The sequence below is a fragment of the Novosphingobium sp. KCTC 2891 genome (assembly GCF_025938155.1).
Taxonomy (GTDB): Bacteria; Pseudomonadota; Alphaproteobacteria; order Sphingomonadales; family Sphingomonadaceae; genus Novosphingobium.
Genome location: NZ_JAPCZG010000008.1, coordinates 91,652 through 117,375, shown reverse-complemented (window position 1 = coordinate 117,375; position 25,724 = coordinate 91,652). Strand labels below are relative to the sequence as shown.

The 25,724-nt window shown below is 67.0% G+C and carries 23 protein-coding genes; 16 read left to right on the top strand and 7 right to left on the bottom strand.

Translation table 11 applies throughout. The annotated features are described in order from the left end of the window. Positions 1-40 precede the first annotated feature (40 nt). From OLX02_RS15090 to ahpC, 6 genes are all read right to left on the bottom strand, one after another. Positions 41-1,342: a sugar MFS transporter gene (locus OLX02_RS15090; protein ID WP_264424178.1), complete on the bottom strand. Its 1,302-nt coding sequence runs from the start codon at positions 1,340-1,342 to the stop codon at positions 41-43. Positions 1,343-1,452: 110 nt separating this feature from the next. Next, a complete protein-coding gene (locus OLX02_RS15085; protein WP_264424176.1) occupies positions 1,453-2,703 on the bottom strand; it encodes a CaiB/BaiF CoA transferase family protein in 1,251 nt (416 codons plus the stop codon). Positions 2,704-2,792: 89 nt separating this feature from the next. Then, a complete protein-coding gene (locus tag OLX02_RS15080; RefSeq protein WP_264424175.1) occupies positions 2,793-3,176 on the bottom strand; it encodes a c-type cytochrome in 384 nt (127 codons plus the stop codon). A gap of 107 nt (positions 3,177-3,283) precedes the next feature. After that, a complete protein-coding gene (locus tag OLX02_RS15075) occupies positions 3,284-4,753 on the bottom strand; it encodes an ATP-binding protein (RefSeq protein ID WP_264424173.1) in 1,470 nt (489 codons plus the stop codon). Between the two features lie 81 nt (positions 4,754-4,834). After that, on the bottom strand, positions 4,835-6,391 hold the full coding sequence (ahpF, locus tag OLX02_RS15070; protein WP_264424357.1) for an alkyl hydroperoxide reductase subunit F: 1,557 nt from the start codon (positions 6,389-6,391) through the stop codon (positions 4,835-4,837). 169 nt (positions 6,392-6,560) lie between these two features. Beyond that, on the bottom strand, positions 6,561-7,124 hold the full coding sequence (gene ahpC, locus OLX02_RS15065; protein WP_264424171.1) for an alkyl hydroperoxide reductase subunit C: 564 nt from the start codon (positions 7,122-7,124) through the stop codon (positions 6,561-6,563). A 304-nt stretch (positions 7,125-7,428) separates the two neighbouring features. Between ahpC and OLX02_RS15060 the strand changes: the two genes are divergently transcribed. From OLX02_RS15060 to OLX02_RS15020, 9 genes are all read left to right on the top strand, one after another. Continuing rightward, a complete protein-coding gene (locus OLX02_RS15060; RefSeq protein WP_264424170.1) occupies positions 7,429-8,592 on the top strand; it encodes an HlyD family secretion protein in 1,164 nt (387 codons plus the stop codon). Further along, positions 8,589-10,205 carry an MDR family MFS transporter gene (locus OLX02_RS15055; RefSeq protein WP_264424169.1) on the top strand — a complete coding sequence of 539 codons (1,617 nt, stop codon included), beginning with the start codon at positions 8,589-8,591 and terminating at the stop codon, positions 10,203-10,205. The genes OLX02_RS15060 and OLX02_RS15055 overlap by 4 nt, the downstream gene beginning before the upstream one ends. Next, positions 10,205-11,647 (top strand): efflux transporter outer membrane subunit, encoded by a 1,443-nt coding sequence (locus OLX02_RS15050; RefSeq protein WP_264424167.1) that lies wholly within the window; start codon positions 10,205-10,207, stop codon positions 11,645-11,647. The genes OLX02_RS15055 and OLX02_RS15050 overlap by 1 nt, the downstream gene beginning before the upstream one ends. A 133-nt stretch (positions 11,648-11,780) precedes the next feature. Continuing rightward, positions 11,781-11,969, top strand: coding sequence for a hypothetical protein (locus tag OLX02_RS15045; RefSeq protein ID WP_264424165.1), 189 nt, complete (start codon positions 11,781-11,783; stop codon positions 11,967-11,969). Further along, complete coding sequence (locus OLX02_RS15040) at positions 11,932-12,645, top strand: TetR/AcrR family transcriptional regulator (protein ID WP_264424164.1); 714 nt, start codon at positions 11,932-11,934, stop codon at positions 12,643-12,645. The genes OLX02_RS15045 and OLX02_RS15040 overlap by 38 nt, the downstream gene beginning before the upstream one ends. Before the next feature lie 133 nt (positions 12,646-12,778). Beyond that, complete coding sequence (locus OLX02_RS15035; protein ID WP_264424163.1) at positions 12,779-13,318, top strand: heme NO-binding domain-containing protein; 540 nt, start codon at positions 12,779-12,781, stop codon at positions 13,316-13,318. Then, the gene (locus OLX02_RS15030) at positions 13,315-15,312 is read left to right on the top strand and encodes a putative bifunctional diguanylate cyclase/phosphodiesterase (protein ID WP_264424161.1); all 1,998 of its coding nucleotides are present in this window, start codon (positions 13,315-13,317) and stop codon (positions 15,310-15,312) included. The genes OLX02_RS15035 and OLX02_RS15030 overlap by 4 nt, the downstream gene beginning before the upstream one ends. A gap of 73 nt (positions 15,313-15,385) precedes the next feature. Next, positions 15,386-16,219, top strand: a complete 834-nt coding sequence (locus tag OLX02_RS15025) for an AIM24 family protein (RefSeq protein ID WP_264424159.1) — start codon at positions 15,386-15,388, stop codon at positions 16,217-16,219. A gap of 299 nt (positions 16,220-16,518) precedes the next feature. Next, the gene (locus OLX02_RS15020; RefSeq protein WP_264424157.1) at positions 16,519-17,394 is read left to right on the top strand and encodes a Rossmann-like and DUF2520 domain-containing protein; all 876 of its coding nucleotides are present in this window, start codon (positions 16,519-16,521) and stop codon (positions 17,392-17,394) included. Between the two features lie 6 nt (positions 17,395-17,400). Here OLX02_RS15020 and OLX02_RS15015 read toward each other — a convergent pair whose 3' ends face one another. After that, positions 17,401-18,723 (bottom strand): MFS transporter, encoded by a 1,323-nt coding sequence (locus OLX02_RS15015; RefSeq protein ID WP_264424154.1) that lies wholly within the window; start codon positions 18,721-18,723, stop codon positions 17,401-17,403. A gap of 134 nt (positions 18,724-18,857) precedes the next feature. On the opposite strand from OLX02_RS15015, the gene cyoA reads away from it, so the two are divergent. The 7 genes from cyoA to OLX02_RS14980 are packed head-to-tail and all read left to right on the top strand — an operon-like array spanning position 18,858 to position 25,709. Next, a complete protein-coding gene (gene cyoA / locus OLX02_RS15010; RefSeq protein WP_264424152.1) occupies positions 18,858-20,090 on the top strand; it encodes a ubiquinol oxidase subunit II in 1,233 nt (410 codons plus the stop codon). A 14-nt stretch (positions 20,091-20,104) separates the two neighbouring features. Next, positions 20,105-22,111: a cytochrome o ubiquinol oxidase subunit I gene (cyoB, locus tag OLX02_RS15005; protein ID WP_264424151.1), complete on the top strand. Its 2,007-nt coding sequence runs from the start codon at positions 20,105-20,107 to the stop codon at positions 22,109-22,111. Further along, positions 22,108-22,755: a cytochrome o ubiquinol oxidase subunit III gene (cyoC, locus tag OLX02_RS15000; protein ID WP_264424150.1), complete on the top strand. Its 648-nt coding sequence runs from the start codon at positions 22,108-22,110 to the stop codon at positions 22,753-22,755. The genes cyoB and cyoC overlap by 4 nt, the downstream gene beginning before the upstream one ends. After that, positions 22,752-23,129, top strand: coding sequence for a cytochrome o ubiquinol oxidase subunit IV (cyoD, locus tag OLX02_RS14995; RefSeq protein WP_264424149.1), 378 nt, complete (start codon positions 22,752-22,754; stop codon positions 23,127-23,129). The genes cyoC and cyoD overlap by 4 nt, the downstream gene beginning before the upstream one ends. Continuing rightward, entirely contained in the window at positions 23,126-23,848 is a 723-nt protein-coding gene (locus OLX02_RS14990) for an SURF1 family protein (protein WP_264424147.1), read from the top strand. Before cyoD ends, OLX02_RS14990 begins: the two co-directional genes overlap by 4 nt. After that, positions 23,845-25,173, top strand: coding sequence for an ATP-binding protein (locus OLX02_RS14985; protein WP_264424145.1), 1,329 nt, complete (start codon positions 23,845-23,847; stop codon positions 25,171-25,173). Before OLX02_RS14990 ends, OLX02_RS14985 begins: the two co-directional genes overlap by 4 nt. Next, positions 25,170-25,709, top strand: coding sequence for a response regulator transcription factor (locus OLX02_RS14980; RefSeq protein WP_264424143.1), 540 nt, complete (start codon positions 25,170-25,172; stop codon positions 25,707-25,709). Before OLX02_RS14985 ends, OLX02_RS14980 begins: the two co-directional genes overlap by 4 nt. Positions 25,710-25,724 lie beyond the last annotated feature (15 nt).

Below are 25,724 nucleotides of genomic sequence, written 5' to 3'. Positions count from 1 at the left end.
CGCAAAAGTCAACGCGCCCGGTAGATTTATCCGCCAGAGCTTACGCGGCCGCGACCCGCCGCCGGGCATAAAGCCCGAACAGCGCGATCACACCGTAACATGCCGCCGGCAGCGCCAGCGCGATGGCAAGGCTGCCCGTGCTGTCGGCCAGGCCGCCGGTCAGCGGCGGGATCACCGCGCCGCCCACGATGGCCACGCAGATCACGCCCGAACCGTCGGCCGCACGCTTGCCCAGGCCTTCGCAAGCAAGGCTGAAGATCGTGGGGAACATGATCGAGTTCGTCAGGCCGATCGCCAGCAGCGCATAGCCCGCCAGCGCGCCGGTGCTGTTGGCCGAAAGCAGGATGAGCAGGATCGCGCCCACCGCGCTCGACGCCAGCACCTTGCCGGGGCTGACCATCCGCAGCACCGCAGACCCCACGAACCGGCCTACCAGCGCACCGCCCCAGTAGAGCGGAATCAGCTTGCCCGCGCTCTGCTCGTCAAGGCCCAGGACGTGGGCCTGCTTGAGGTAGTTCACGATCATCGAGCCGATCGAGACTTCCGCGCCGACATAGAGGAAGATGCACGCCGCGCCGAAAGCGAAGCGCGGACGCGTGAGCAGGTCGAGGCTCTTCAGCGCCGAGCCGCCTTCGTGGCGCTCGCCCTTCAGACGGTTGCGGTTCATCCACACCACGCCCGCGATCAGCAGCAGCGCCACCGCCAGCCCGATGTAGGCGCGCACCACCGCCTGCGTTTCCGCGACGCGATAGGCATCGAGCGCCGCGCCCGAAAGCTGCGACGCACTGACCGTGGCAAGGCTGCCCAGGATCACGATCGCGCCGAAATAGGGGAAGATCGTGGTGCCCAGCGAATTGAACGCCTGCGCGAACGTCAGCCGGCTGCTCGCGGATTGCGGCGCGCCCAGCAGCGTGATCAGGGGGTTGGTGACGACCTGCACGATCGTCACGCCGCTCGCCAGCACGAACAGCGCCAGCAGGAACACGCCGAACGTGGCGCTGGCCGAGGCCGGGATGAACAGCAGGCAGCCCGCCATCATCGTCAGCAACCCGATCACCGCACCGCGCATGTAACCCACGCGCTTGACCAGCGCCGCGCCGGGAATCGAGACGATGAAGTAGGCGGCGAAGAACGCCGACTGCACCAGCATCGCCTGCATGTAGTTGAGCGTGAACAGCTCTTTCAGCTTCGGGATGATCACGTCGTTGAGCGAGGTGATGCCGCCGAAGATGAAGAACAGCGCCATCACGAACAGGCGCAGTTCGGGCGCATCGATGTGGCCGCCCTCGCCTTCGACGGGGGACGGATCGGTGCTGCTCGCGGCAGACGGGGCAAGCGCCATGGTCAGGTCTCTCCTCAACGCGGGTCGTGCGTTGACGGCCCTTTGTACCGCGCTGTCATGGCCGTGCGCGCGACTTTGTCCAGCCGCATACGTATGACGGGCGCGAAAACCTATCCGCCGGCAGCGCCCTGCACAATGGCGCCGGAACGCTCCAGCGCATCGAGTTCGTCCGCGCCCAGCCCCAGCCAATCGGCCAGACCATCGCGCGTGTTCTCGCCCACGCGCGGCGGCGCATCGCGGTAGGTGGCCGGCGTGGCCGACAGTTTCGCGGGGAACGCCACGGTCGGGATCGTCGCCCCGTCGGCGCGGGTGAACGACTGCACCGTCTCACGCGCGGTGACGAAGGGATCGGAAAACACGTCGCGCAGCGAATTGACCGGGCCGGCGGGCACGTTGACCGCGACGAGCCGATCGATCAGCGCCAGCCCCGTCTCGCCGCGCACGCGCTCCTGCACCAGCCCCTCGATCGCATCGCGGTTGACCAGCCGCGCCGCCGCCGTGGCGAAGCGGGGGTCCGTCCCGAGTTCGGCCATGCCCAGTTCGGCACATAGCGCGCGGAACTGGCCATCGTTGCCCACCGCGATGATGATCTCGCCATCGGCCACCGCGAACGTGCGATAGGGCACCACCGTGGGATGCCGGTTGCCCAGGCGCCCAGGATTGATCCCCCCGACAAGCCACGACGAACCCTGGTTCGCCATCATCGCGATCTGGGTGTCGAGCAGCGACAGGTCGATCTGCTGCCCCTCGCCCGTGCGCTCGGCATGGCGCAGCGCGGCCAGCACGGAGACCGCGGCATACATCCCGGTGGAAAGATCGGCCATCGCCACGCCTGCGCGCAAAGGGCCGCCGCCTTCCTCGCCGGTGACGGACATGAACCCGCCCATGCCCTGCGCCACGAAGTCATACCCCGGGCGCGCGGCATAGGGCCCGGTCTGGCCGAACCCGGTGACCGAGCAATAGACAAGGCGCGGATTGATCGCGCGGATGGTGTCGTAGTCCAGCCCGTAGCGCGCAAGGCCGCCCACCTTGAAGTTCTCGACCAGAACGTCTGCTTCGGCCGCCAGCCGCCGGATCAGCGCGGCGCCGCCCTCGCTGGCGATATCCACCGCGAGCGAGCGCTTGTTGCGATTGCAGCAGATGTAATAGGCGCTTTCCTGCCGGTCCTCGCCGCCATCCGGCAAGGGCAGGAACGGCGGTCCCCAGCTGCGCGTATCGTCGCCGCGCCCGGGCTGCTCGATCTTGAGAACGTCGGCGCCAAGATCGGCGAGGATCTGTGTCGACCACGGCCCGGCGAGCACGCGCGAAAGATCGAGCACGCGCACACCCGCGAGCGCCCCGCCAAAGCCATCTTTTGCCATCCTGCCCTCCCCGTTCCTGTTCCGGGGCGGGGCATAGGCAAGGCCGGCCCGCCGCTCAAGCGGGCACGGCCTTCACCGGGCAGCGCGGCTTACTTCGCGGCCTGCTTGAGGTAGGCGATCAGGTCCGCGCGGTCCTGCGGGTTGGGCAGGCCGGCAAACGGCATCCGGTTGCCCGGGATGAACTTGGCCGGAGCGGCCAGATACTGGTCGAGCGCCTGCGCGTTCCAGGTCACGGCCTTGGCCTTCATCGCGGGCGAATAGTTGAAGCCCGCCACCGACCCGGCCTTGCGACCGACAATACCCTTCATCGAAGGCCCGAGGCGCGTGGCGCCGGTGTTGAGATCGTGACAGGCGGCGCAGCGTGCATAGACGGTCTTGCCCTTGGCCGGATCGCCGGCCGTCTGCGCGCCGGCCACCGCCGAACCCGTTACCGCCAGAACCGCAGCACCAAGAATCAAAGGCAGGACTTTCATTGCAATCTCCCCTAATCGAGCGGCCGTCCTAGCCGTCCACGGCTGTCGGGCAAGTGAACGGCCGGCAACTGAACGGAATGAACTGCCAAGGCAAACGCCTTTTTGCGCTAGCCCGCGACGGGTGCCGTGGTCAGGCCCAGGTCGGGAATTCCGATCGAACGCCGCCCGCCATAGTCGGTGCGCACCACGATCAGCCCGCTTTTCTCAAGATGTTCAAGAAGACGCCGGATGCGCCCCGGCGAACGCGTGCCATAGACTTCCGCCAGCCTGTCGTCGTCGGGGCACGCGGTGCCTTCCACCGCCGCCGTCGCCATCAGCAGGAACGGCGCGAGCAGATCGTCGGGCACGCCGCGCGCAATCCGCAACACGTCCTGCCAGCGCGGCTCGGTATCGTCGGGAATCCCCGCCACCGCCATCGCGAAACGGCGGCGGAACACCGCCAGATCGACCCCGGTATTGGCCAGCCGCTGCATCCGGCAGCGCACGGTAAAATCCTGGTAGAGCTGCGCCGCCGGCTGGAAGGTGCAGTCCGGCTCGGCCGCCATTTCCGCCAGGATCGCGGCGACGTCGGCCGCGGTTTCTTCCTGCGCGAACAGGCTCGGCTCGACCGGCGGCTCCACCTGTTCGGAGACCGGCACCGTGCCTTCGATCTGTTCCAGCAGTTCGTCGCTGTCGATCGGCGGCGCCTCAGGCTCGGGCGCGCGCGGCGGCGGCTCCATCGCCAGCGGCTCGGCCAGCAGAATCGATTCCATCTCGGCGCCGGCAGCGTTGGGCATCGGCATCAGCCCCTGCACCACGTTGCGCGCGCTGGTCGCCACGTCGCCGATGCGGACTCCCACCGGGCGGCGCGCGATGGCCGGGCCAAGGCCCAGGAAATGCCCGCGTTCCAGATCGCGGATCTGCTCCGCCTGCTTGCGCTCCATGCCCAGCAGATCGGCCGCGCGAGCCATGTCGATGTCGAGGAAAGTGCGCCCCATCAGGAAGTTCGAGGCTTCCGCCGCGACGTTCTTGGCCAGCTTGGCCAGACGCTGGGTAGCGATCACGCCCGCCAGTCCGCGCTTGCGGCCACGGCACATCAGGTTGGTCATCGCCGACAGCGACAGTCGGCGAACTTCGTCGGTCACGTCACCGGCAGCGGCGGGCGCGAACATCTGCGCTTCGTCGACCACGACCAGCGCGGGATACCATTCATCGCGCGGGGCATCGAACAGCGTGTTGAGGAACACCGCAGCGCAGCGCATCTGCGCTTCGAGTTCCAACCCGTCGAGCGCGAGGATCACCGAGGCGCGGTGCTTGCGGATGCGCGCGGCGAGCTTGGCGATCTCCGCCTGGTCATAGGCCGCGCCGTCGACCACCACGTGGCCGAACGGCTCCGCCAGCGAGACGAAATCGCCTTCCGGATCGATCACCACCTGCTGGACCAGGCTGGCGCTTTCCTCCAGCAGGCGGCGCAGCAGGTGCGACTTGCCCGACCCGGAATTGCCCTGCACCAGCAGGCGGGTCGCCAACAGTTCCTCGACGTCGATCCGGACAGGGGCGCCGGACCGGTCGGCGCCGATGATGATGGATGCGCTCACGCTCGCGGCTCTGGCGGCTGGGGCGCGAGTCTGCAAGATTGGGCGCGCGTCTTTCCCCGGCCTTTCACGCGCGCCGGCTTCTCAGACCCCCTGGCGGATGAGGAAATCGAACGCCGAGAGCGCGGCTTTCGAGCCTTCCCCCATGGCGATGACGATCTGCTTGTAGGGCACGGTGGTCACGTCGCCCGCCGCGAACACGCCGGGCACATCGGTTGCCCCGCGCGCGTCGATCTCGATTTCTCCGCGCGGGCTGAGGCCGACCGAGCCCTTCAGCCACTCGGTATTGGGCACCAGACCGATCTGCACGAAGATGCCTTCCAGCGGCACCTCGTGCAGTTCCTCGGTATCGCGGTCGCGATAGACAAGGCCCGTCACCTTCTCGCCATCGCCCAGCACCTCCGTGGTCAGCGCGGAGGTAACGATGGTGACGTTCGGCAGCGAGCGCAGCTTGGTCTGCAACACCGCGTCGGCCCGCAGCACCGCGTCGAACTCGATCAGCGTCACGTGCGCGACGATGCCGGCAAGGTCGATCGCCGCTTCCACGCCCGAATTGCCGCCACCGATCACCGCCGTGCGCTTGCCCTTGAACAGCGGGCCGTCGCAGTGCGGGCAATAGGCCACGCCCTTGTTGCGATATTCGTCTTCGCCCGGCACGCCCATCTGGCGCCAGCGGGCGCCGGTGGACAGGATCACGGTCCTGGCTTTCAGGCTGGCCCCGCTTTCCAGCTCGACCGTGGCATAGCCGTCCGTGCCCGCCGCCTTCAGCGCAGTCGCGGTCTGCAGGTTCATCACGTCGACGTCGTATTCCTTGACGTGCTGCTCCAGATGCGCGGCCAGCTTCGGCCCTTCGGTGTGCGGCACCGAGATGAAGTTCTCGATCCCCATGGTGTCGAGCACCTGGCCGCCGAAGCGTTCGGCGACCACGCCGGTGCGGATGCCCTTGCGCGCGGCATAGATCGCCGCCGCCGCGCCCGCCGGGCCGCCGCCGACGACGAGCACGTCGAACGGCTCCTTCGCCTTGATCTTCTCGGCCGCGCGGGCGACCGCGCCGGTATCCACCTTGGCCATGATCTGCGCCAGATCCATGCGGCCCTGCCCGAACAGTTCGCCGTTCAGGAACACCATCGGCACGGCCATGACCTTGCGGCGCTCCACTTCGTCCTGGAACAGCGCGCCGTCGATGGCGACGTGAGTCACGTTGGGGTTGAGCGCCGCCATGATGTTCAGCGCCTGCACCACGTCGGGGCAGTTCTGGCAGGTGAGCGAGAAGAACGTCTCGAAGTGCAGCGGCCCTTCCAGCGCGCGCACCTGGTCGAGCAGTTCGGCGTCTTCCTTGGGCGGGTGCCCGCCCACGTGGAGCAGCGCGAGGATCAGCGAGGTGAACTCGTGGCCCATCGGCAGGCCGGCGAACACCGCTTCGGCACGCCCTTCATCGGCACGGATGGCGAAGCTGGGGCGGCGCGCGTCGCTGCCATCGAACCGCGCGGAAACCTTGTCCGACTGCGCCGCGATCTCCTCGACCAGCGCGCGCATCTCGGCGGCCTTGGCGCTGTCGTCGAGCGAGGCGACCAGCTCGATCGGCCGGCGCAGGTTGCCAAGGTAGGCCTTCAGCTGGGCGGTGGTGGCAGCATCGAGAATTGGCATGACGGTTCCCTATGGGCAGGACGACAGGCGCGCCGCGGCAAGGCCGGGCGATGGAACGAAAACGGTTGGGATCTGGAAGAGGTGGCCGGGCGCCGCCGAAATGGGGAAAGGCGCCGCCCGGCCCGAATGCCGGGACACGATGGCCCCGGCAGGGTAACAGGATTTAGATCTTGCCGACGAGGTCGATCGACGGGGCCAGCGTTTCGGCGCCGGCTTCCCACTTGGCCGGGCAGACCTGGCCGGGGTGTTCGCGAACGTAGATCGCGGCCTTGATCTTGCGGACCAGTTCCTCGGCGTTGCGGCCAACGCCTTCGCAGGTCGTTTCCATGATCTGGATCACGCCGTCCGGATCGACCACGAACGTACCGCGGTCGGCCAGGCCCTGGCCTTCGCGCATCACGTCGAAGTTGCGCGTGATCGTGCCGGTCGCATCACCAAGCATGTAGTAGTTGATCTTGCCGATGGCGGGCGAGCTGTCGTGCCAGGCCTTGTGGCTGAAGTGCGTGTCGGTCGACACCGAATACACTTCCACGCCGAGGCCCTTCAGCTCCTCGTACTTGTCGGCGAGGTCTTCCAGCTCGGTCGGGCACACGAAGGTGAAGTCGGCGGGGTAGAAGAAGAACACCGCCCACTTGCCCTTGAGGTCGGCTTCGCTGACATCGACGAACTTGCCCTGCACGAAGGCGGTCGTGCTGAACGGCTTGATCGAGGTTCCGACGAGAGACATACGATTTCCTTTGTGGTCGTAGGTGAGTGAAGCGGGATACGAGGTTCGAGCTAGCCCCCCGATGTTGCAATTTCCAATGATCTATTCCGGCCAGATTGATTGAAAACCTCGATCAATGGACACCGATCGATGCAGTGTCCCGGAACCGGCCGTTATGTCGAATGTTACTCCGCGCAACGGCGCTGGCGTTCGCAGTTGCAAAAACCACAAGACAGTTTCCCAGATTGCACTTGAAACCGGTTTGCAATGAGACCAATTGCGCCGTCCAGAACGAAACGATTTCGTTTCATTTACAGGATTCCCGATGAGCGAGCCAACCGCCCCGCAGCCCCAGACCGTGGCCGACACCGAGATCCAGGACGGCGGGCCACCCAACGGCAAGCGCCGCATGATCGGTCGCATCGCCCTCGGCGTGCTGGCGGTGGGCGCGGTCTATGGCGCGTACAGCTACATCGATTATCGCAATCACGGCCGCTTCCTCCAGGAGACGGAAGATGCGTACGTCCGCGCCGACGGCGTGTCGATCAGTTCCAAGCTGTCCGGTTACGTGCGCGCGGTGAACGTCAAGGACAACCAGGCGGTCGCGGCGGGCGCGCTGCTGCTCCAGGTCGATCCCACGGACTATCAGACCCGCCTCGCCCAGGCCGAAGCGCAGGTCAATGTCGCGCGCGCCACCGAAACCGCCACGCTTGCCAGCATCGGCGAGGCGCAGGCCGGAGTCGGACAGGCCGAAGCCGCGCTGTCGGCCGCGCAGCGTGACCTCGCCTATCTCAATGGCGAAGTCGCCCGCTATCGTCCGCTCGTCGCCACCGGTGCTGAACCCAAGCAGACGCTCGACCAGATGGTGTCGAACCGCGACAAGGCCGCCGCACAGGTCCGCGCCCAGCAATCGGCAGTCGCCGCCGCGCGCAGCAAGGTCACTTCGATCCGTGCGCAGGCGGGCCAATCCGCCGCCCAGATCGAATCCGCCCGCACCCAGCAGCAGGCCGCGCGCAACGATCTTTCGGTCACGCGCATCGTCGCGCCGGTCGCGGGCAAGGTCGCTTCCTCCAGCGTCCGGCTCGGCCAGTTCGTCCAGCCCGGCCAGCGCCTGCTGACCATCGTTCCCACCGACGCGATCTATGTCGAGGCGAACTTCAAGGAAACGCAGATCGGCCTGATGCGTCCCGGCCAGCCGGTGACCATCTCGGTCGATGCGCTGCCGGATGTCGAATTCCACGGCGTCGTGGAAAGCATCACGCCGGGCACCGGCGCGAACTTCTCGCTGATCCCGCCGCAGAACGCGACCGGCAACTTCACCAAGATCGTGCAGCGCGTGCCGGTCCGCATCCGGCTCAACGCCGGCCCTGAATCGCGCAAGGTCCTCGTCCCCGGCCTGTCGCTCAAGGTCGAGGTCGATACCAAGTCGGCCAGCAAGGCCATCGACGCGATCCGCGCCGAGCAGGACAAGGCACCCGCACACCAATGAGCGCCGCCGCCCTTCCCGGCGATGCCGCACCCCTTCCCGGCGATGCCGAACCGGCGCTGCCGGCCAGCTACGGGCAGCCGCAGAAAGCGGACCTGTCCGCGTGGCTGGCCGTGTTCGCCGGCGCCATCGGCGCGCTGATGGCCACGCTCGACATCTCGATCGTCAATTCCTCGCTGCCCACCATCCAGGGCGAGATCGGCGCCTCCGCCACTGAAGGCACTTGGATCGCCACGTCCTATCTCGTTGCCGAAATCGTCATCATTCCGCTCACCGGCTGGCTGGAGCGCGTGTTCGGCCTGCGCCGTTTCCTGCTGATCGCGGCCACGCTGTTCACCGCGTTCTCGGTGATGTGCGGCCTTTCCACGTCCCTGACGATGATGATCGTCGGCCGCATCGGCCAGGGCTTCACCGGCGGCGCGATGATCCCCACCGGCATGACGATCATCGCCACGCGCCTGCCCCGGCACCAGCAGCCGATCGGCACCGCCATGTTCGGCTCCACGCTGATCCTCGGCCCTGTGCTCGGCCCGCTCGCGGGCGGCTGGCTGACCGAGAACCTGTCGTGGCACTATGCCTTCTTCATCAACATCCCGGTCTGCCTGATCCTGATGGTGTTCCTGCTGGTGGGCCTGCCCAGCACGCGGATGCGGCTGCAGGAACTGTTCGACGCCGATTGGCTGGGCATCCTCGGCATGGCGCTGGGGCTTGGTGGTCTCACCGTGGTGCTGGAAGAAGGCAACCGCGAACAGTGGTTCCAGTCGGCGCTGATCTGGCAGCTGAGCATCGTCACCGCGCTGGGCTTCGTGCTGATCGGCGTGGGCCAGTTGACCGCGCGGCGCCCGGTGGTGAAGCTCGCGCTGCTGCGCAACCGCGCCTTCGCCTCGGTGTTCGTGCTGGGCCTGCTGATCGGGGCGGTGCTCTACGGCACCTCCTACGTGATCCCGCAGTTCCTGGCCGCCATCGCCGGCTACAACGCGTTCCAGTCGGGCCAGATCGTGTTCCTGTCAGGCATTCCGGCGGCGATGATGATGCCGCTGTTCCCGCTGCTCATCACCCGCTTCGATATGCGCGCGGTGGTGGCCACAGGGATGCTGGTCATGGCCATGTCGTGTTGGCTCGACACCACGCTGACGGTCAATTCCGACGGTTCGGACTTCGTCGTGTCGCAACTTCTGCGCGGACTGGGCCAGGCGCTTTCGATGCTGTTCCTCAACCAGGCGGCGATCAGCAGCGTGTCCTCCGACGACGCAGGCGATGCCTCCGGCCTGTTCAACGCCGCGCGAAACCTTGGCGGGTCGATTGGCCTCGCCCTGCTCGCCACCTTGCAGGAACGCCGGCTCGACTATCATCACTGGACGCTCAATTCCTCGCTCGGCGCCAACGATCCCGCGGTGCAGGACTGGGTCAATGCCCAGGCCGTCAGCTTTGGCGGCGGCCCCGAAGGCATGGCGGCGGCAGTCCAGTCGATCGACGGCATGGTCCTGCGCCAAGCGCTGGTCATGGCCTTCAGCGACGAATTCATCGCGCTGATGGTCGGCATTCTCGCGGTGGTTCCGCTTATCCTTTTCCTCCGGCCCCTTCCCAAGGGCCGCTTCCAGATGGCGATGCACTGATGCGACGCAAGACTGCCCTCACCCTCGCTCCCGCGCTCGTTGCGGGGCTGCTCCTGTCCGCCTGCACTACAGTCGGGCCGAACTACACGGGCGCCCCGGACGTGGCGTCCAATGCGGCTTCTCGCGGGGCATTCCTGCGGGCAGACGCCGCCGCGCGCGCCGAAGCACCCGCCGCCAGCTGGTGGCAGGCTCTGGGCGATCCTGTGCTGGACGGCCTGATCGCCGATGCGCTGGCCGGATCGCCGAACGTGGCCATCGCCAACGCCCGCATCGCGCAGGCGCGCGCCGGGCTGGCCGCCAATCGCACCGCGATCCTGCCCAGCGTGAATGTCTCGGCGGCAGCGCCCTACTTCAACGTACCGGGCGGCCTGTTCAGCTCGAACGGCCAGTCGGGCGGGCGCGACTCCGTGAACGTCTACAATGTCGGCTTCGACTCTTCGTGGGAGATCGACCTGTTCGGCGGCACCCGCCGCAAGATCGAGGCCGCCTCCGCCCGGGCAGACGCCGCCGAAGCCGGGCTGGCCGATGCGCAGGTCACGCTCTCGGCCGAAATCGCGCGCGCCTATGTCGCGCTGCGGGCACGGCAAGCGGTGCTCTCCGTGCTCGACCGGCAGGCCGCGATCGACGACCAGCTGGTGCAGCTGGCGCAGGCGCGCCTCAGCGGTGGCACCGCGCCCGAACAGCCGCTCAACGAGGCACGCGGCCAGCGCGCCCAGACGGAAGGCGACCGCGCCAAGGCCCGCGCCGACGTCACCGTGCTGGCGGACCAGCTCGCCGTCCTGACGGGCCGCGAACCCGGCACGCTCGATTCGCTGATCGCCAGCCCCGGCCCGGTTCCGCTGCCGCCGGAAAGCGTTGCCGTGGGCGACCCCGCGCTCCTGCTGCGCAGCCGCCCGGACGTGCGCATCGCCGAACGCCAGCTGGCCGCCGCGAACGCCGATGTCGGCGTGCAGATCGCCAACCGCTTTCCCAAGATCTCCTTCCTTGGTCTGCTCGGCCTTGGCGGGCAGAATATCGGCGACATCTTCGATCCCTCGAAGATCATCGGCCTGGCCGTGCCGCAGTTGAAGTGGAGCCTGTTCGACGGCGGCCGCACCGAAGCGCAGATCCGCAACGCCAAGGGCGCCTATGCCGAAGCCGAAGCGACCTACCGCGCCCGCGTGCTTGGCGCGCTGCAGGACGCCGAAACCTCGCTCACCCGCTTCGGCGGCCAGCGCATCACCTTCGCCAAGGCACTGGAAGGCCAAGGCCAGGCCGCCCGCTCGGCCTCGCTCCAGCAGCAGCGGGCGCAGGCTGGCACCATCGGCCGCAGCGATGCCCTGACCGCCGAGCGGCAGGCGCTCCAGGCGCAGCTTGCGGCGGTTTCAGCGCGAGCGGACCTCACCACAGGCTTCATCGCGGTCGAAAAGTCGCTCGGACTGGGCTGGGCGCCCGCGCCGTAAGGGAATTTCCCGTCACGCCAAGGGAGGGCGACAATGAGCCGGAACCGTTCCGTTATTCCCTCTTTTCAGGGGATAAAATCTAAGGCAACTTCGTTTCCAATAACAACGCCACGAAGGCGAAGGATTGGGACGGATGGATTGGATTTCGGCAGTCGGCCGCCGCTTTTGGCTGGCCTACACGGAAGGGCTGGTGATGACTTGCCCGGTTTACAGGATCGTTTGCGACAACGACCCGGCGGCGAAGGACTCGCCCTGCCACATCGATATGCGGCAGTATGACGTCCATGTCGCCCTCCAGCAAAGCACCACCGTCCGCCACTGACAGCAGCCTCGCCTGCGAACCGGAAAGCGCCGACTCGGGTCACGCCATCCCGCGGCGCGGCCGCCCGTCGGTGGCCGATGCGGGCCGCCTCTCCGAAAAGATCCTCGAAGCCAGCTGGCAGGTTCTCCTGAGCTTCGGCTTCGAGCACTTCACCTTCGACCGCGTTGCCCGCCATGCCCACATCGGCAAGGCCACGATCTATTCACGCTTCGCCGGCAAGGCCGAACTCATGCAGGCGTTGCTGGACTGGCGGATCGGCCGGCAGCGCGCCTCCATCCTCGCTCACGGCATCGACCAGCCCCCCGTCGAAGCGTTCACCGCCCGCGCCACGCGCGTGCTCGACATGCTGTTCTCGCCCGATGGGATGCTGATGGAACGGCTGATCGACTGGGTCGACCAGGAAGCCGGTCGACAGGGCTGCGGCCGCGGCGCGGTTTACGACAACGCGCTGCACTCCATCGCCGACGAGTTTCGCGCTTCCAATGCCAGCGGCCAGACGGCCATCGCCGACGTCGAGCTTGCCGCGCGGTTCTGGCTTGAAGGCCTGCTCGGCCACGCGCGCCTCGCCGCCTCGCAGGGCAATTCCGCTACCGCGGACAACGAAGCCTGGGCGCGGCGCTATGTCCGCTTCTTCTTCCGCGGCCTGCTCGACGGCGCAGGCCCAGCGGCCTCCTGAGCCTGCGGATTCCGGTCCTTGGGCCGAAAACATGGTTAGCGCCCCGGTAGGGGCTTGTTCGTGGGGCCGGCTTCACGCCTTCGGCAGCTTTGCATGAGATACCGTCGCAAACGATTTCGGCGCGAAGGATCCCATGAAAGGCGTCATCTTCAACGTGCTCGAGGATGCTGTCGTCGCAGAACATGGCCCTGATTCGTGGGCCGATCTTCTCGATGCGGCCGGCCTTGACGGCATCTACTCCTCGCTCGGATCGTATCCCGACGCCGAACTGCTTGCGATCGTGGACAGGGCCGCGGCAACGCTCGACCAGCCCGTGCCGCAAGTGCTGCGCTGGTTCGGCCGCAAGGCGATCCCGCTGCTGGCCGAACGCTACCCGCGACTGTTCGAACAGCATCGGTCGGCCCGCTCCTTCGTCACCAGCGTCAACGACATCATCCACCCCGAAGTCCGCAAGCTCTACGCCGGCGCAGCGTGCCCGCACTTCCATTTCCACGAACTGGACGACGGCCGGCTGGCGATGGCCTACCGATCGCAGCGGCAGCTCTGCCATCTGGCGCAGGGTTTCGTGGAAGGCAGCGGCGACCATTTTGCGGAAACCGTGGCAGTCGAGCACATCTCGTGCGTCCACCATGGCGAGCCGGTCTGCCGGCTCGCGCTGGACTGGGCGGCATGAAGCATACGCCCATTCCCGTTCCCGCCGAGACGGATGACAGGCAATTGGTGGCGCGCCTGCGCCGCCTGCTGGAACAGGAACGCCGCGCCCGGCGCGACGCGGAAGCCATCGCCGAACGCGGCCTGCGCGAACTCTACGAAAGCCAGGTTCGCCTGGCCTTGCTTCAGCGCATTACCGATTATGCCAACCATTCCGATGATTTCAGCGCCGTCCTTCACACAGCGCTGGAAGAAATCTGCACGCACATGGGCTGGGACTTCGGCAACGCGATCCGCATCGACGAGCGCGGTCGCTTCGCCAATGCGTGCGACACCTGGTACGCCTCCGATCCGCAGCGCCTGTTCACCTTCATTGAAGCCTCGCGCAGCCTGACCCTGGCGCTCGGCGAAGGGCTGTCCGGCCGTGTCCTGCGCGACCTGCATCCGCACTGGATCGACGACATCGCGAACGAAAGCTGGTTCTGCCGCCGCGAGGAAGCTGTCGGCGCCAAGCTGGTTTCGGCCTGTGCCTTTCCCATCATGCTGGGCGACGAAATCGTCGCCGTGATCGAATTCTTCTCCAGCAAGTCCATGGTGGACAAGGACAATATCCTGCTGACTGTAGCCCAGGCAGGCACCCAGGTCGCCCGCGTGATCGAACGCGAGCGCGCCCGCGACGCGCTGCTGCACGATGCCCTGCACGATGCGATGACCGGTCTGCCCAACCGTGTCCTGCTCGACGAGCGTTGCCGGATCGCGTTCGAGCGTCTGCCCGCCGGCCGTCAGGGCCTGGCGATCATGGTCATCGATCTCGATGGCTTCAAGGCGATCAACGACAAGTACGGCCACCATGCCGGCGACGCGTTGCTGATCGACGTGACCGGCCGTTTCGAAACCGCGATCGGCGCATTCCTCGCGGCCAACCCCGGCTGCGGCCACGCTACGCTCGCGCGCGTTGGCGGCGACGAGTTCGTCGTCCTGCTCGACAGCCTGCTCGATGCGGAGGCCCCGGCCCTCCTGGCCGCGATGCTCCACGAAGCCCTGCGCGCGCCGACCGTGGTCGACAAGGACCAGTTCAGCGCGGGCGCCTCGATCGGCATCGCCCATTCGGGGCTGGTCTATACCGATGTCGAGCAGATCCGCCGCGACGCCGATCTCGCGATGTACGAGGCCAAGGCCGAAGGATCGGGACGCACCGTCACGTTCACCGATGCGCTGGGCAGCGAGGCGCGCAACCGCATGGCACTGGAACGCGAAATGCGCGAGGCGATCCGCGACCGGCAGTTTGTGCTGTTCTACCAACCGATCTTCTCGCTGGGCGGGGAACGGGTGCTGCGCGGTTACGAAGCGCTGATCCGCTGGAACCACCCCACCCGCGGCCTGCTCGATCCTGGCGCCTTCATCGAGGCGGCAGAACAGAGCGGGCTGATCGTGTTCATCGGCGACTGGGTGCTGCGCCAGGCCTGTTCCGCCCTGGCCCGGCTGCACGCCCGCCTGCCCCGCCACGATCCACCGTTCATCAGCATCAACATCGCGCCGCAGCAGTTCCTTCAGCCCAATTTCGCGCAGCAGGTGCAGCGCGTGCTGATCGAAACCGGCGTGCCGCCCGAATGCCTGCGGCTCGAAGTGACCGAAGGCGTGGCGATCATCGATTCGGAACGCACGCGGCAGGTGCTGGAAGAAATCCGCGAATGGGGCGTGCTCACCAGCCTCGACGATTTCGGAACGGGCTATTCCTCGCTCAGCTATCTCCAGAACCTGCCGTTCGACACGCTCAAGATCGACCGCTCGTTCATCGCCTCGATGGACGAGCCGAAGAGCCGCAACATCATCCGCGCAATCCTGGATCTGGCTGGCAACCTGAACCTCTCGGTCGTGGCCGAGGGGATCGAATCGCATGAACAGGGCGCCGCGCTGGTCGAAATGGGGTGCCAGTTCGGGCAGGGGTTCCACCTTGGCCTGCCGCTCGATGAAACGTCCGCCTTCGCACTGATCGACGGGCGCCGCGCCGCCTGAGCAGATCGTCACTGCAACTTCGCAATCGCGCGGCTATGCTGCCTGCCGATCCATTGCACGAGGAGCAGGCAGAATGGCGCAAAGTCCGTGGTCTCATCATCGCAGCGGCGGCGTGGCCGACGATATCGACTTCGAGATCAAGGGGCAGGAGCTTCAGTTCGTCGAAATCGAGCTTGATCCCGGCGAGAGCGCCGTCGCCGAAGCGGGCGCCTTCGTTTGGAAAGATGCCAGCGTGGGCATGTCCACCGTGTTCGGCGATGGCTCGGGCGGCGCCAATGATGGCTTCATGGGCAAGCTGCTGGGCGCGGGCAAGCGCCTGCTGACCGGCGAAAGCCTGTTCACCACCGTGTTCACGCACAACGGCACCGGCAAGGCGCGCGTCGCCTTCGCCTCGCCCACGCCCGGCGCGATCCTGCCGATCAAGCTGTCCGATCTGGGCGGCACGCTGATCTGCCAGAAGGATTCGTTCCTCGCCGCGGCCAAGGGCGTTTCCATCGGCATCGCCTTCCAGCGCCGGATCATGACCGGCCTGTTCGGCGGCGAAGGCTTCATCATGCAGCGGCTCGAAGGCGATGGCTGGGTCTTCGTGCAGATGGGCGGCACGGTGATCGAACGCGAACTCGCCCCCGGCGAGGAACTGCACATCGACACTGGCTGCCTCGCCGCGCTCACTCCCTCGGTCGATTTCGACCTGATCGGCGCGGGCGGCGTGAAAAGCGTACTGTTCGGCGGCGAAGGCCTGTTCTTCGCGCGCCTGCGCGGTCCCGGCAAAGTCTGGATCCAGTCGCTGCCGTTCGCCCGCCTCGCAGGGCGGATGCTCGCAGCGGCGGCCCCCGGCGGTGGCCAGAACCGCGGCGAAGGCTCCGTGCTCGGCTCGCTGGGCGATTTCATCGACGGCAACCGCTGACGGGGGCAATATCCGCCTACCGTCTCGTCATCCCTGCACACAAGCGGGGATGACGAACGCGTCTGTAACGTGCCCGCCCCATGCCCACCGCGGCGGAATTGAGCGGCGTCCACTGATTTCCCTGTCCTGTCCCCCCGGTCCTGCTGCAGAACACCGCCCATGCTGCTCGCTTCGCACACTTGCCGCCCGCCATCGGCCCCATCGATCAATATCGCATCACTGAACGATCCGAATTATTCCCCAGGACAGTCTCAGGCGCCTCAACTTACCAAGGTCAGCAGGCCACTCGGAGACGTGCGGTGACGGCTGGCCCGCCCTATCGCCAGATCGGCATCGCGGGCACCGGCCGGGTTGCCCGTGCACTCGCGCTTGCGCTCGGCCCCCACGCCTCGCCCCCTCCGCTCGTGTGGGGTCGATCTGCTGAAAAGCGCGACGCCGCGATTGCGCAGATCGGACGCGCGGCCCCGGCCGAAAACTGCGCGGCGCTGGCCAACGCTTGCGACGTGATCGTGATCGCGGTGTCGGACGACGCCATTGCCCCGGTCGCAGCCGAAGTGGCACGGTCGCTCCCCGCCGGGCGGCCCATTCTTGTCGCCCACGTCAGCGGCCGCAGCGGAGCAGCGGTGCTGCAGCCGCTACGGGCCAGGGGCGCGCTCACGGCGGCGATCCATCCGGTCATGACCTTTACCGGCGAGCCGCAGCTTGAAGTCGGCCGCATGGTGGGCGCCCGCTTCGCCGTGACCGGATCGAGCGAGGCGGCGACGATCGCGGCAGGAGCGCTGGTAGGGCTGCTCGGCGGCATCGCGGTCGAGATCGCGGAGGCGCATCGCCCGCTTTATCACGCCGCGCTGTGCCATGCGGCGAACCACCTCGTCACTCTGCTGGCGGGATCGTTCCGCGCCCTGGGCACGGCCGGGGTCGAGGATCCCGCCGGCCTGCTGGCACCGCTGGTCCGGGCCGCGTTGGAGAATAGCCTCGCACACGGGTTTTCGGCGCTTTCGGGTCCGCTGCTGCGCGGCGACCGCGAGACGATCGGCAATCATCTCGCCGCGCTGGAGGGGGAGTGCCCGGACATCCTGCCAGCCTACCGGGCGATGGCGCTCGCCACGCTGGACGAACTGGAGCGCGGTTCCGGCACTTCGCGGCTCAGCGCCCTGCGCCGCGATCTCGAATAAGACGGCTCAGTCCTCCGAGGCGGAAAGCCCGCCCAGTTGCACGTTCAGGCGCAGTGCCACCAACGTCGCCAGGGCACCCGACAGCAGATACGCGCCCGAGGCCACGAGACCGAAGCTGGCGGAAAGCCACAGCGCCACCAGCGGCGCGAAGCCTGCGCCCAGCAGCCAGGCAAGGTCGCTGGTCAGCGCCGAACCGGTGTAGCGGTGGCGCGTGCTGAAATTGTCCGCAACCGTGCCCGAGGATTGGCCGAAAGACAGGCCCAGCAGCACGAAGCCCACGAACATGAACGCGATCTCGCCCAGCTCGCCCAGCCCCAGCAGATAGGGCGCGACCATGCTGAACGCGGCGATGGCGGCGGCGGAATAGCCCAGCAGAGGGCGGCGACCGAGGTCATCGGCCAGCGCACCGGACGAGACGATCGCCATCACGCCGGCGGCAGCGGCGAGCGCCTCGATGATCAGGAAGCGGGTCGGCTCGCCATCGGTGTAAAGGAACACCCACGAGAGCGGGAACACGGTGACCATGTGGAACATGGCGAAGCTCGCCAGCGGGGCCAGCGCGCCGACCACGATCGTGCGCCATTCGCTGCGCACCGTGGCGAGCGGCGACTCGGGCTGAAGGTCGCGGGTTTCGTAAAGCCGCAGGAACTCTGGCGTCTCGACGATGCGGAGCCGTGCGAACAGCGCCACGACGTTGATCGCGAAGGCCACGAAGAACGGGAAGCGCCAGCCCCATTCGAGGAAGTCGGCCGCGGGCAGAGAGGCGGTGAAGAACGCGAACAGCAGGCTCGCCACGATCAGGCCCAGCGGCGCGCCAAGCTGCGGGATCATGGCGTACCAGCCGCGCCGCGCCTTGGGCGCGTTGAGCGCGAGCAGCGAGGCGAGGCCGTCCCACGTGCCGCCCAGCGCAAAACCCTGGCCGAGCCGGAACAGCATCAGCAGCCAGATCGCACCCGCGCCGATGTCCTCGTATCCCGGCAGGAAGGCGATGGCCGCGGTCGATCCGCCCAGCAGGAACAGGGCGATGGTCAGCTTGGCGCCGCGCCCCAGCGCCCGGTCGACGGCCATGAACGCCACCGTCCCGAACGGCCGCGCCACAAACGCCAGCGCGAACACCATGAACGAATAGAGCGTGCCGTTGAGCGGATCGGCAAAGGGAAAGAAGAAGTGCGGGAACACCAGCACCGAAGCGATGGCGTAGACGAAGAAGTCGAAGAACTCCGACGTGCGGCCGATGATGACGCCGATCGCGATCTCGCCGGGCGAGATATGGCCATGCCCGCTGGCGGGCGGTTGGTCGGAGGGTTGCTCAAGCATCGCGGCGGTCATCTTCCCGGCAAGTTCCCTGGCGCACACGCATGGGGTGCGTGGCGAATGCGCCCCTATCGTCATTGATCCCGGTCAATGGGATTGGACAAAATGTCCTATCGCCTGAACGTCCTGCCGCTCCTAGGCCGCGCCTCATGGAAACGCCCTCCTTCCTTTCCGCCCGTCGCTGGCGTGCGGTGGCCGCGCCTGCGCTCCTCCTCCCGCTCTCGGCCTGCGACTGGGTCGTGCTGAACCCAGCCGGCGACGTCGCGCGCCAGCAGGCAGACCTCGTGGTCATCTCGACCGTGCTGATGCTGCTCATCATCGTGCCAGTGATGGCGCTGACGGTGCTGTTCGCGTGGCGCTACCGCTCGACCAACACCGACGCGCGCTACGAGCCGGACTGGCATCATTCGACTCAGCTGGAACTGCTGATCTGGGCCGCGCCGCTGCTGATCATCATCGCGCTGGGCGCGCTGACCTGGGTGTCCACCCACCTGCTCGACCCCTACCGTACGATCGGGCGGATCAACCAGAACCAGCCGGTTCCGGCGCAGGCCAAGCCGCTCGAGGTCGACGTGGTCGCGCTCAACTGGAAGTGGCTGTTCATCTATCCCGAACAGAAGATCGCCACGGTCAACGAGCTGGTGCTGCCCACCGACCGACCGCTGCGCTTCCGCATCACGTCAGCCACGGTGATGAACTCGTTCTACGCGCCGTCGCTGGCAGGGCAGATCTATGCGATGCCGGGGATGGAGACCAAACTTCACGCCGTGCTGAACCGGCCGGGCGAGTCCATGGGCTTTTCCGCGAACTACAGCGGCGCCGGCTTCTCCAACATGCGCTTCCGGATGCGCGGCGTTTCGCCCGATGAATTCGCAACCTGGGCCTCGTCTGTCGCCAAGGGCGGCGGCACGCTGGACCGCGCCGCTTACCTGACGCTCGAAAAGCCGAGCGAACGCGAGCCGGTGCGCCGCTATGCCGCTATCGCGCCCGACCTGTTCGATGCGGTGGTCAACCTCTGCGTCGAACCCGGCAAGATGTGCATGGGCCAGATGATGGCGCTCGACTCGCGCGGCGGTACCGGCAAGGCCGGCGCGTGGAACGTGGCTGCGCTGACCTACGACAAGTTCGGCCGCGAGAACGTGGGCATCGCCCTGCCCGGCACCAGCCCCGCGCAGGGCAAGCTGTGGGTGCAGGCCGCCTGCGCCGACAACACCGCAACCGCCGCGCCCGACACGCACGTCAGCGCGCCGGCCAGCCTGGCCCCGCTCCGCGGCGCGAACCTTGCCCGCGACCGTTACCGGCCTTCGTTGTGGCCGGCACCCGCACCGGCGGCGGCGCCCCCGGCCGCTGACGCCACCCCCGCCCCGCATCCTCATTCCTGAACACGGTGCCCATCATGCCCGTCCATGAACAGATCTGGTCTCCCCTGCTCGGCCGCCTGAGCCTTGCAGCCATCCCGACCGAGCCGATCGTGCTCGCCACATTTGGTGCCGTCGTCCTAGGCGGCGTGGCGCTGCTCGCCGCCATCACCTGGTTCAAGCTGTGGGGCTATCTCTGGAAGGAGTGGTTCACCAGCGTCGATCACAAGAAGATCGGGATCATGTACATGATCCTGGGGCTGGTCATGTTCCTGCGCGGCTTTGCCGACGCGGTGATGATGCGCCTGCAACAGGCGATGGCCTTCCACGGATCGGAAGGTTACCTGAACGCGCACCACTACGATCAGATCTTCACCGCGCACGGCGTGATCATGATCTTCTTCGTGGCGATGCCGTTCGTGACAGGGCTGATGAACTATGTCGTCCCGCTGCAGATCGGCGCGCGCGACGTATCGTTCCCGTTCCTCAACAACTTCAGCTTCTGGATGACGGCGTCCGGCGCGGCGCTGGTCATGGCATCGCTGTTCGTGGGTGAGTTCGCGCAGACCGGCTGGCTCGCCTTCCCGCCGCTGTCCGGCCTCGGCTACAGTCCCGGCGTCGGCGTGGACTACTACATCTGGTCGCTCCAGATCGCGGGCGTGGGCACGACTTTGTCCGGCATCAACCTGATCGCCACGATCGTGAAGATGCGCGCGCCGGGCATGACCATGATGCGGATGCCGGTGTTCACCTGGACCGCGCTGTGCGCCAACATCCTGATCGTCGCCTCGTTCCCGGTGCTGACCGCGGTGCTGGCGATGCTGGGGCTGGACCGCACCATCGGCACCAATTTCTTCACCAACGACTTCGGCGGCAGCCCGATGTTGTACATCAACCTGATCTGGATCTGGGGCCACCCGGAAGTCTACATCCTCATCCTGCCGCTGTTCGGTGTCTTCTCCGAAATCACTGCCACGTTCTCGGGCAAGAAGCTCTTTGGTTATTCGTCAATGGTCTATGCCACGGCGGTCATCACCATCCTGTCCTACATCGTGTGGCTGCACCACTTCTTCACGATGGGATCGGGCGCCAGCGTCAACAGCTTCTTCGGCATCACCACGATGGTCATTTCCATCCCCACGGGCGCCAAGCTGTTCAACTGGCTGTTCACGATGTACCGCGGTCGCATCCGCTTCGACCTGCCGATGATGTGGACGGTCGCCTTCATGCTGACCTTCGTGATCGGCGGCATGACCGGCGTGCTGCTGGCAGTGCCCCCGGCCGACTTCGTGCTGCACAACTCGCTGTTCCTGATCGCGCACTTCCATAACGTGATCATCGGCGGCGTGGTGTTCGGCGTGTTCGCGGCGATCAACTACTGGTGGCCCAAGGCCTTCGGGTTCCGGCTCGAACCGTTCTGGGGCAAGGTCAGCTTCTGGCTGTGGGTCGTGGGCTTCTGGGTCGCGTTCACCCCGCTCTACATCCTTGGCCTGATGGGCGTGACGCGCCGGATGCGGGTGTTCGACGATCCCTCGATCCAGATCTGGTTCCAGGTCGCGGCCTTCGGCGCGTTCCTGATCGCCATGGGCATCGCCGCCATGCTGATCCAGTACACCGTCAGCATCCTGCGCCGCGACCAGCTGCGCGTGAACGCGGACGATCCCTGGGGCGGGCGCACGCTCGAATGGTCGACCAGTTCGCCCCCGCCGGACTACAACTTCGCCTTCACGCCGATCGTCCATGACCTTGACGCATGGGCCGACATGAAGGCGGCGGGCGCGCCCCGGCCGACCGAAGGATTCCGCCCGATCCACATGCCGAAGAACACCGGCACGGGCGTGATCCTCTCGGCGATCAGCGCCGTCTGCGGCTTCGCCCTGATCTGGCATATCTGGTGGCTTGCCGCCGCCAGCTTCGCCGCCATCGTGGTGGTCGCCATCGCCCATACCTTCAACTACCGGCGTGACTTCCACATCCCGGCCGAAACCGTGGCCGCGTGTGAAGACGCCCGCACGCGCCAGCTGGCGCAGGGAGCCGCAGCATGACGGCACAGCACGAACCGGTGGCGAACGCAGGCGGAAGCGCTGCGCTCACCACCCGCTACTACGACCTGCACGAGCACGATCATCCCGAAGGCGGCAGCACGATGCTGGGCTTCTGGATCTACCTGATGAGCGACTGCCTCATCTTCGCCATGCTGTTCGCCGCCTTTGGCGTGCTGGGCGGCAACTATGCGGCGGGGCCGGGGCCGAAGGACCTGTTCGACCTGCCGCTGGTGGCGGTGAACACCTCGATGCTGCTGTTCTCGTCGATCACCTATGGCTTCGCCATGCTGGCGATGCAGCGCGGCCAGGTGCGGCAGACGCAGGCCTGGCTGGTGGTGACGGCGCTGTTCGGCGCAGCCTTCCTGGGCATCGAGCTTTACGAGTTCGGCCACCTGATCCACGAAGGCGCCACGCCGCAGCGCAGCGCGTTCCTTTCCGCGTTCTTCACGCTGGTGGGCACGCACGGGCTGCACGTGACGTTCGGCCTCGTCTGGCTGACTGTGCTGCTGGTGCAGGTGGGCCGGCATGGCCTGATCGCCGCCAACCAGCGCCGCCTGATGTGCCTCAGCCTGTTCTGGCACTTCCTCGACGTCGTCTGGATCGGCGTCTTCACTTTCGTCTACCTGATGGGAATGCTGCGATGAGCGGTTCGCACGAACATCATGCCGAACATGCACACGGCCATGACGCCGGCCACGGCACCATGCGCGATTATGCCATGGGATTCATCCTCTCGGTGATCCTCACCGCGATCCCGTTCTGGCTGGTGATGAGCGGTGCGCTGGCGGATCGCAGCCTGACCGCGCTGGTCATCACCGGGTTCGCGGCCGTGCAGATCGTGGTCCACATGATCTTCTTCCTGCACATGAACGGCAAGGCGGAAGGCGGCTGGAACCTGATGGCTCTGCTGTTCACGCTGGTGCTGGTGGTGATCGTCCTCGCCGGGACGCTGTGGGTCATGTATCACCTCAACCACAACATGATGCCGATGACCCAAGCGATGGGCGACATGCAATGACAGGCGCTGCCGGGACGGGGATGGCGCGGCCGGCCCCGTTCCGGCTGGTGTCGCTTCTTATCCTGCTGACGCTGCTGTTCGGCGCGCTGGGCGTATGGCAGGTGCATCGTCTCGCGTGGAAGGAAGCGCTGATCGCGCGCGTCGAGCGGATGATCGCCGCCGCGCCAACCGGACTGGAGACGCTGCCCGACGGCCCGCTCGACGGCATCGCCTATCGCCGGCTGCGCGTGTCCGGCACTTACCTTCCCGAAGGCACCGCGCTCGTCACCGGAACCTCGACACTTGGCAGCGGATACTGGGTGCTGGTGCCGCTGCGTGAAAACGGTGGGCGGATCGTCTATGTCAACCGGGGCTTCGTACCCGCCGGCACCCGGCTGGCGGGTCAGCGCAAGGCAGTTCCCGCGGGGCCGGTGACGGTCGTCGGACTGCTGCGGGTCAGCGAGCCTGCGGGCACCTGGCTGCGGGACAACGTGCCCACACAGGACCGATGGTATTCGCGCGACGTGGCGGCCATCGCCGCGCGGCGGCTGATCCTCGCCGATCCGCGCCTGTTCGTGGACGCCCAGGTGGAAACACCGTCTCCGGCCGGTGCCTCGCCCGTAGCGGGGCTCACGGTCGTGCAGTTCCCCAACAGCCACCTTGCCTATGCCCTGACCTGGTTTGCCCTTGCTGTCATGTGCGTGGGCGGCGCGATCGTGGTATGGCGCAAGGCCGGATGACCAGAAAGCGCCCTTCCCTGCCCGCCCTTCCCGTGGCTGCCAGCCTGCCGCCAGGCTATGTTCCGGCCAGCGCCCGCAACATGGTGCTGCTGGTGCAACTACGCTGGCTGGCGGTATTCGGGCAGCTCATCACCATCGTTTTCGCGGACGCGGTTCTCGACGTGCGCCTGCCGCTGGTGCCGCTGATCGCAGTGCCGGTGCTGCTGGTCCTGGTGAACTTCGCCACCATCGGCCTCATCCGCAGCCGCGAAGGCTTCGCCGACCGCGAGATGCTGGGCGCCGTGCTGCTCGATGTCGCAGCGCTCGGCTGGCAGCTCTATTTCAGCGGCGGATCGACCAACCCGTTCACCTTCCTGTTCCTGCTCCAGATCGCCATCGGCGTGATCCTGCTGCCGACGAGCCGCAGCTGGATCGTGGCGCTGGCCGCGGTCGTGGCGGTGACGGTGCTGACCTTCCTCTACAAGCCGCTGGACCTGCCGCCCGCCTATGCTCCCGATCCGTTCCGGCTCTACCTGCTGGGCAGCCTGGTGTGCTTCGCGCTCAACGCGTGGCTGCTGGTCCATTTCGTGATCCGCATGGGGCACAACCGGCGACAGGCCGAAGCCGCCGTTGCCGCGCTGAGCCAGCAGGCGGCGGAAGAACGCCATATCGTACGGATGGGCCTGCTGGCGTCAGGGGCCGCGCACGAACTGGGGACGCCGATGTCCTCGATGTCGGTGATCCTGGGCGACTGGGCGCATCATCCAGCGATCGCCGCCGACCCGGACCTGCGCGCCGATGTCGTGGAAATGGAAACGGAGCTTCGCCGCTGCAAATCGATCGTCTCCGGCATCCTGATGTCCGCCGGTGAAGTGCGCGGCGAAAACCCCTCGATCACGACCTTGCGCGGCTTCGTGCAGGACATCGCAGCCGACTGGCGCGAACGCTCGGGCGGGGAAATCCGGCTGACCGACGAACTGGGCGAGGACGTCTCGATCGTCGCCGATCCCGCATTGCGCCAGGTGATCGGCAACGTGATCGACAATGCACTGGAAGTCTCGCCCGGCCCCGTCGATTTCGAGGCGCGGCGCACCCGGCGGCGGCTGTTCCTCGACGTGCGCGACCATGGCCCCGGCTTTGCCCCGGAAATGCTGGAATCGTTCGGCAAGCCCTATTCTTCGACCAAGGGGCGCGCCGGCGGCGGGCTGGGCCTGTTCCTGGTGGTCAACGTGGTGCGCAAGCTGGGCGGCACGGTTGACGTGGCCAACCTGCCCGATGGCGGCGCGCGCGTGCGGCTGGCCATTCCGCTGGCCTCGCTCGCCTACGATAAGGGCGCGCGGGGATGAGTGAGACCGTGGCTCCGCGCCTGCTGATCGTGGAAGACGACGAGGTCTTCGCGCGGACGCTGCGCCGCTCGTTCGAGCGGCGGGGCTATGTCGTCACCCACACCGCCTCGCCCGATGGTGTCGCTGCGCTGCCGCCAGAGGCCGGCTTCGACTATGCCGTGGTCGACATGAAGCTGGGCACCGCTTCGGGCCTCACGTGCGTGCAGATGCTGCATACGCGCGACCCGGAGATCCGGATCGTCGTCCTGACCGGCTTCGCCAGCATCGCCACGGCGGTAGAGGCGATCAAGCTGGGCGCGGCGCACTATCTGGTCAAGCCGTCCAACACGGATGATATCGAGGCGGGCTTCGGCCGGACCACCGGCGATCCGACCGTCCCGCTCGACAGCCGAAAGACGTCGATCAAGACCGTGGAATGGGAGCATATCCATTCCATGCTGGTCGCGTGCGACTTCAACATATCGGAAGCCGCGCGGCGGCTGGGAATGCACCGCCGAACGCTGGCGCGGAAGCTGGAAAAGCGACCCCTGCGATGAAATCGCGGACCGGCC

Excerpts from the sequence above, each read along its gene's own strand:
- OLX02_RS15090 (WP_264424178.1), bottom strand. The coding sequence starts at position 1,342 with ATGGCGCTTGCCCCGTCTGCCGCGAGCAGCACCGATCCGTCCCCCGTC.
- OLX02_RS15085 (WP_264424176.1), bottom strand. The coding sequence starts at position 2,703 with ATGGCAAAAGATGGCTTTGGCGGGGCGCTCGCGGGTGTGCGCGTGCTC.
- OLX02_RS15080 (WP_264424175.1), bottom strand. The coding sequence starts at position 3,176 with ATGAAAGTCCTGCCTTTGATTCTTGGTGCTGCGGTTCTGGCGGTAACG.
- ahpC (WP_264424171.1), bottom strand. The coding sequence starts at position 7,124 with ATGTCTCTCGTCGGAACCTCGATCAAGCCGTTCAGCACGACCGCCTTC.
- OLX02_RS15060 (WP_264424170.1), top strand. The coding sequence starts at position 7,429 with ATGAGCGAGCCAACCGCCCCGCAGCCCCAGACCGTGGCCGACACCGAG.
- OLX02_RS15055 (WP_264424169.1), top strand. The coding sequence starts at position 8,589 with ATGAGCGCCGCCGCCCTTCCCGGCGATGCCGCACCCCTTCCCGGCGAT.
- OLX02_RS15050 (WP_264424167.1), top strand. The coding sequence starts at position 10,205 with ATGCGACGCAAGACTGCCCTCACCCTCGCTCCCGCGCTCGTTGCGGGG.
- OLX02_RS15045 (WP_264424165.1), top strand. The coding sequence starts at position 11,781 with ATGGATTGGATTTCGGCAGTCGGCCGCCGCTTTTGGCTGGCCTACACG.
- OLX02_RS15040 (WP_264424164.1), top strand. The coding sequence starts at position 11,932 with ATGTCGCCCTCCAGCAAAGCACCACCGTCCGCCACTGACAGCAGCCTC.
- OLX02_RS15035 (WP_264424163.1), top strand. The coding sequence starts at position 12,779 with ATGAAAGGCGTCATCTTCAACGTGCTCGAGGATGCTGTCGTCGCAGAA.
- OLX02_RS15030 (WP_264424161.1), top strand. The coding sequence starts at position 13,315 with ATGAAGCATACGCCCATTCCCGTTCCCGCCGAGACGGATGACAGGCAA.
- OLX02_RS15025 (WP_264424159.1), top strand. The coding sequence starts at position 15,386 with ATGGCGCAAAGTCCGTGGTCTCATCATCGCAGCGGCGGCGTGGCCGAC.
- OLX02_RS15015 (WP_264424154.1), bottom strand. The coding sequence starts at position 18,723 with ATGACCGCCGCGATGCTTGAGCAACCCTCCGACCAACCGCCCGCCAGC.
- cyoA (WP_264424152.1), top strand. The coding sequence starts at position 18,858 with ATGGAAACGCCCTCCTTCCTTTCCGCCCGTCGCTGGCGTGCGGTGGCC.
- cyoB (WP_264424151.1), top strand. The coding sequence starts at position 20,105 with ATGCCCGTCCATGAACAGATCTGGTCTCCCCTGCTCGGCCGCCTGAGC.
- cyoC (WP_264424150.1), top strand. The coding sequence starts at position 22,108 with ATGACGGCACAGCACGAACCGGTGGCGAACGCAGGCGGAAGCGCTGCG.
- cyoD (WP_264424149.1), top strand. The coding sequence starts at position 22,752 with ATGAGCGGTTCGCACGAACATCATGCCGAACATGCACACGGCCATGAC.
- OLX02_RS14990 (WP_264424147.1), top strand. The coding sequence starts at position 23,126 with ATGACAGGCGCTGCCGGGACGGGGATGGCGCGGCCGGCCCCGTTCCGG.
- OLX02_RS14985 (WP_264424145.1), top strand. The coding sequence starts at position 23,845 with ATGACCAGAAAGCGCCCTTCCCTGCCCGCCCTTCCCGTGGCTGCCAGC.
- OLX02_RS14980 (WP_264424143.1), top strand. The coding sequence starts at position 25,170 with ATGAGTGAGACCGTGGCTCCGCGCCTGCTGATCGTGGAAGACGACGAG.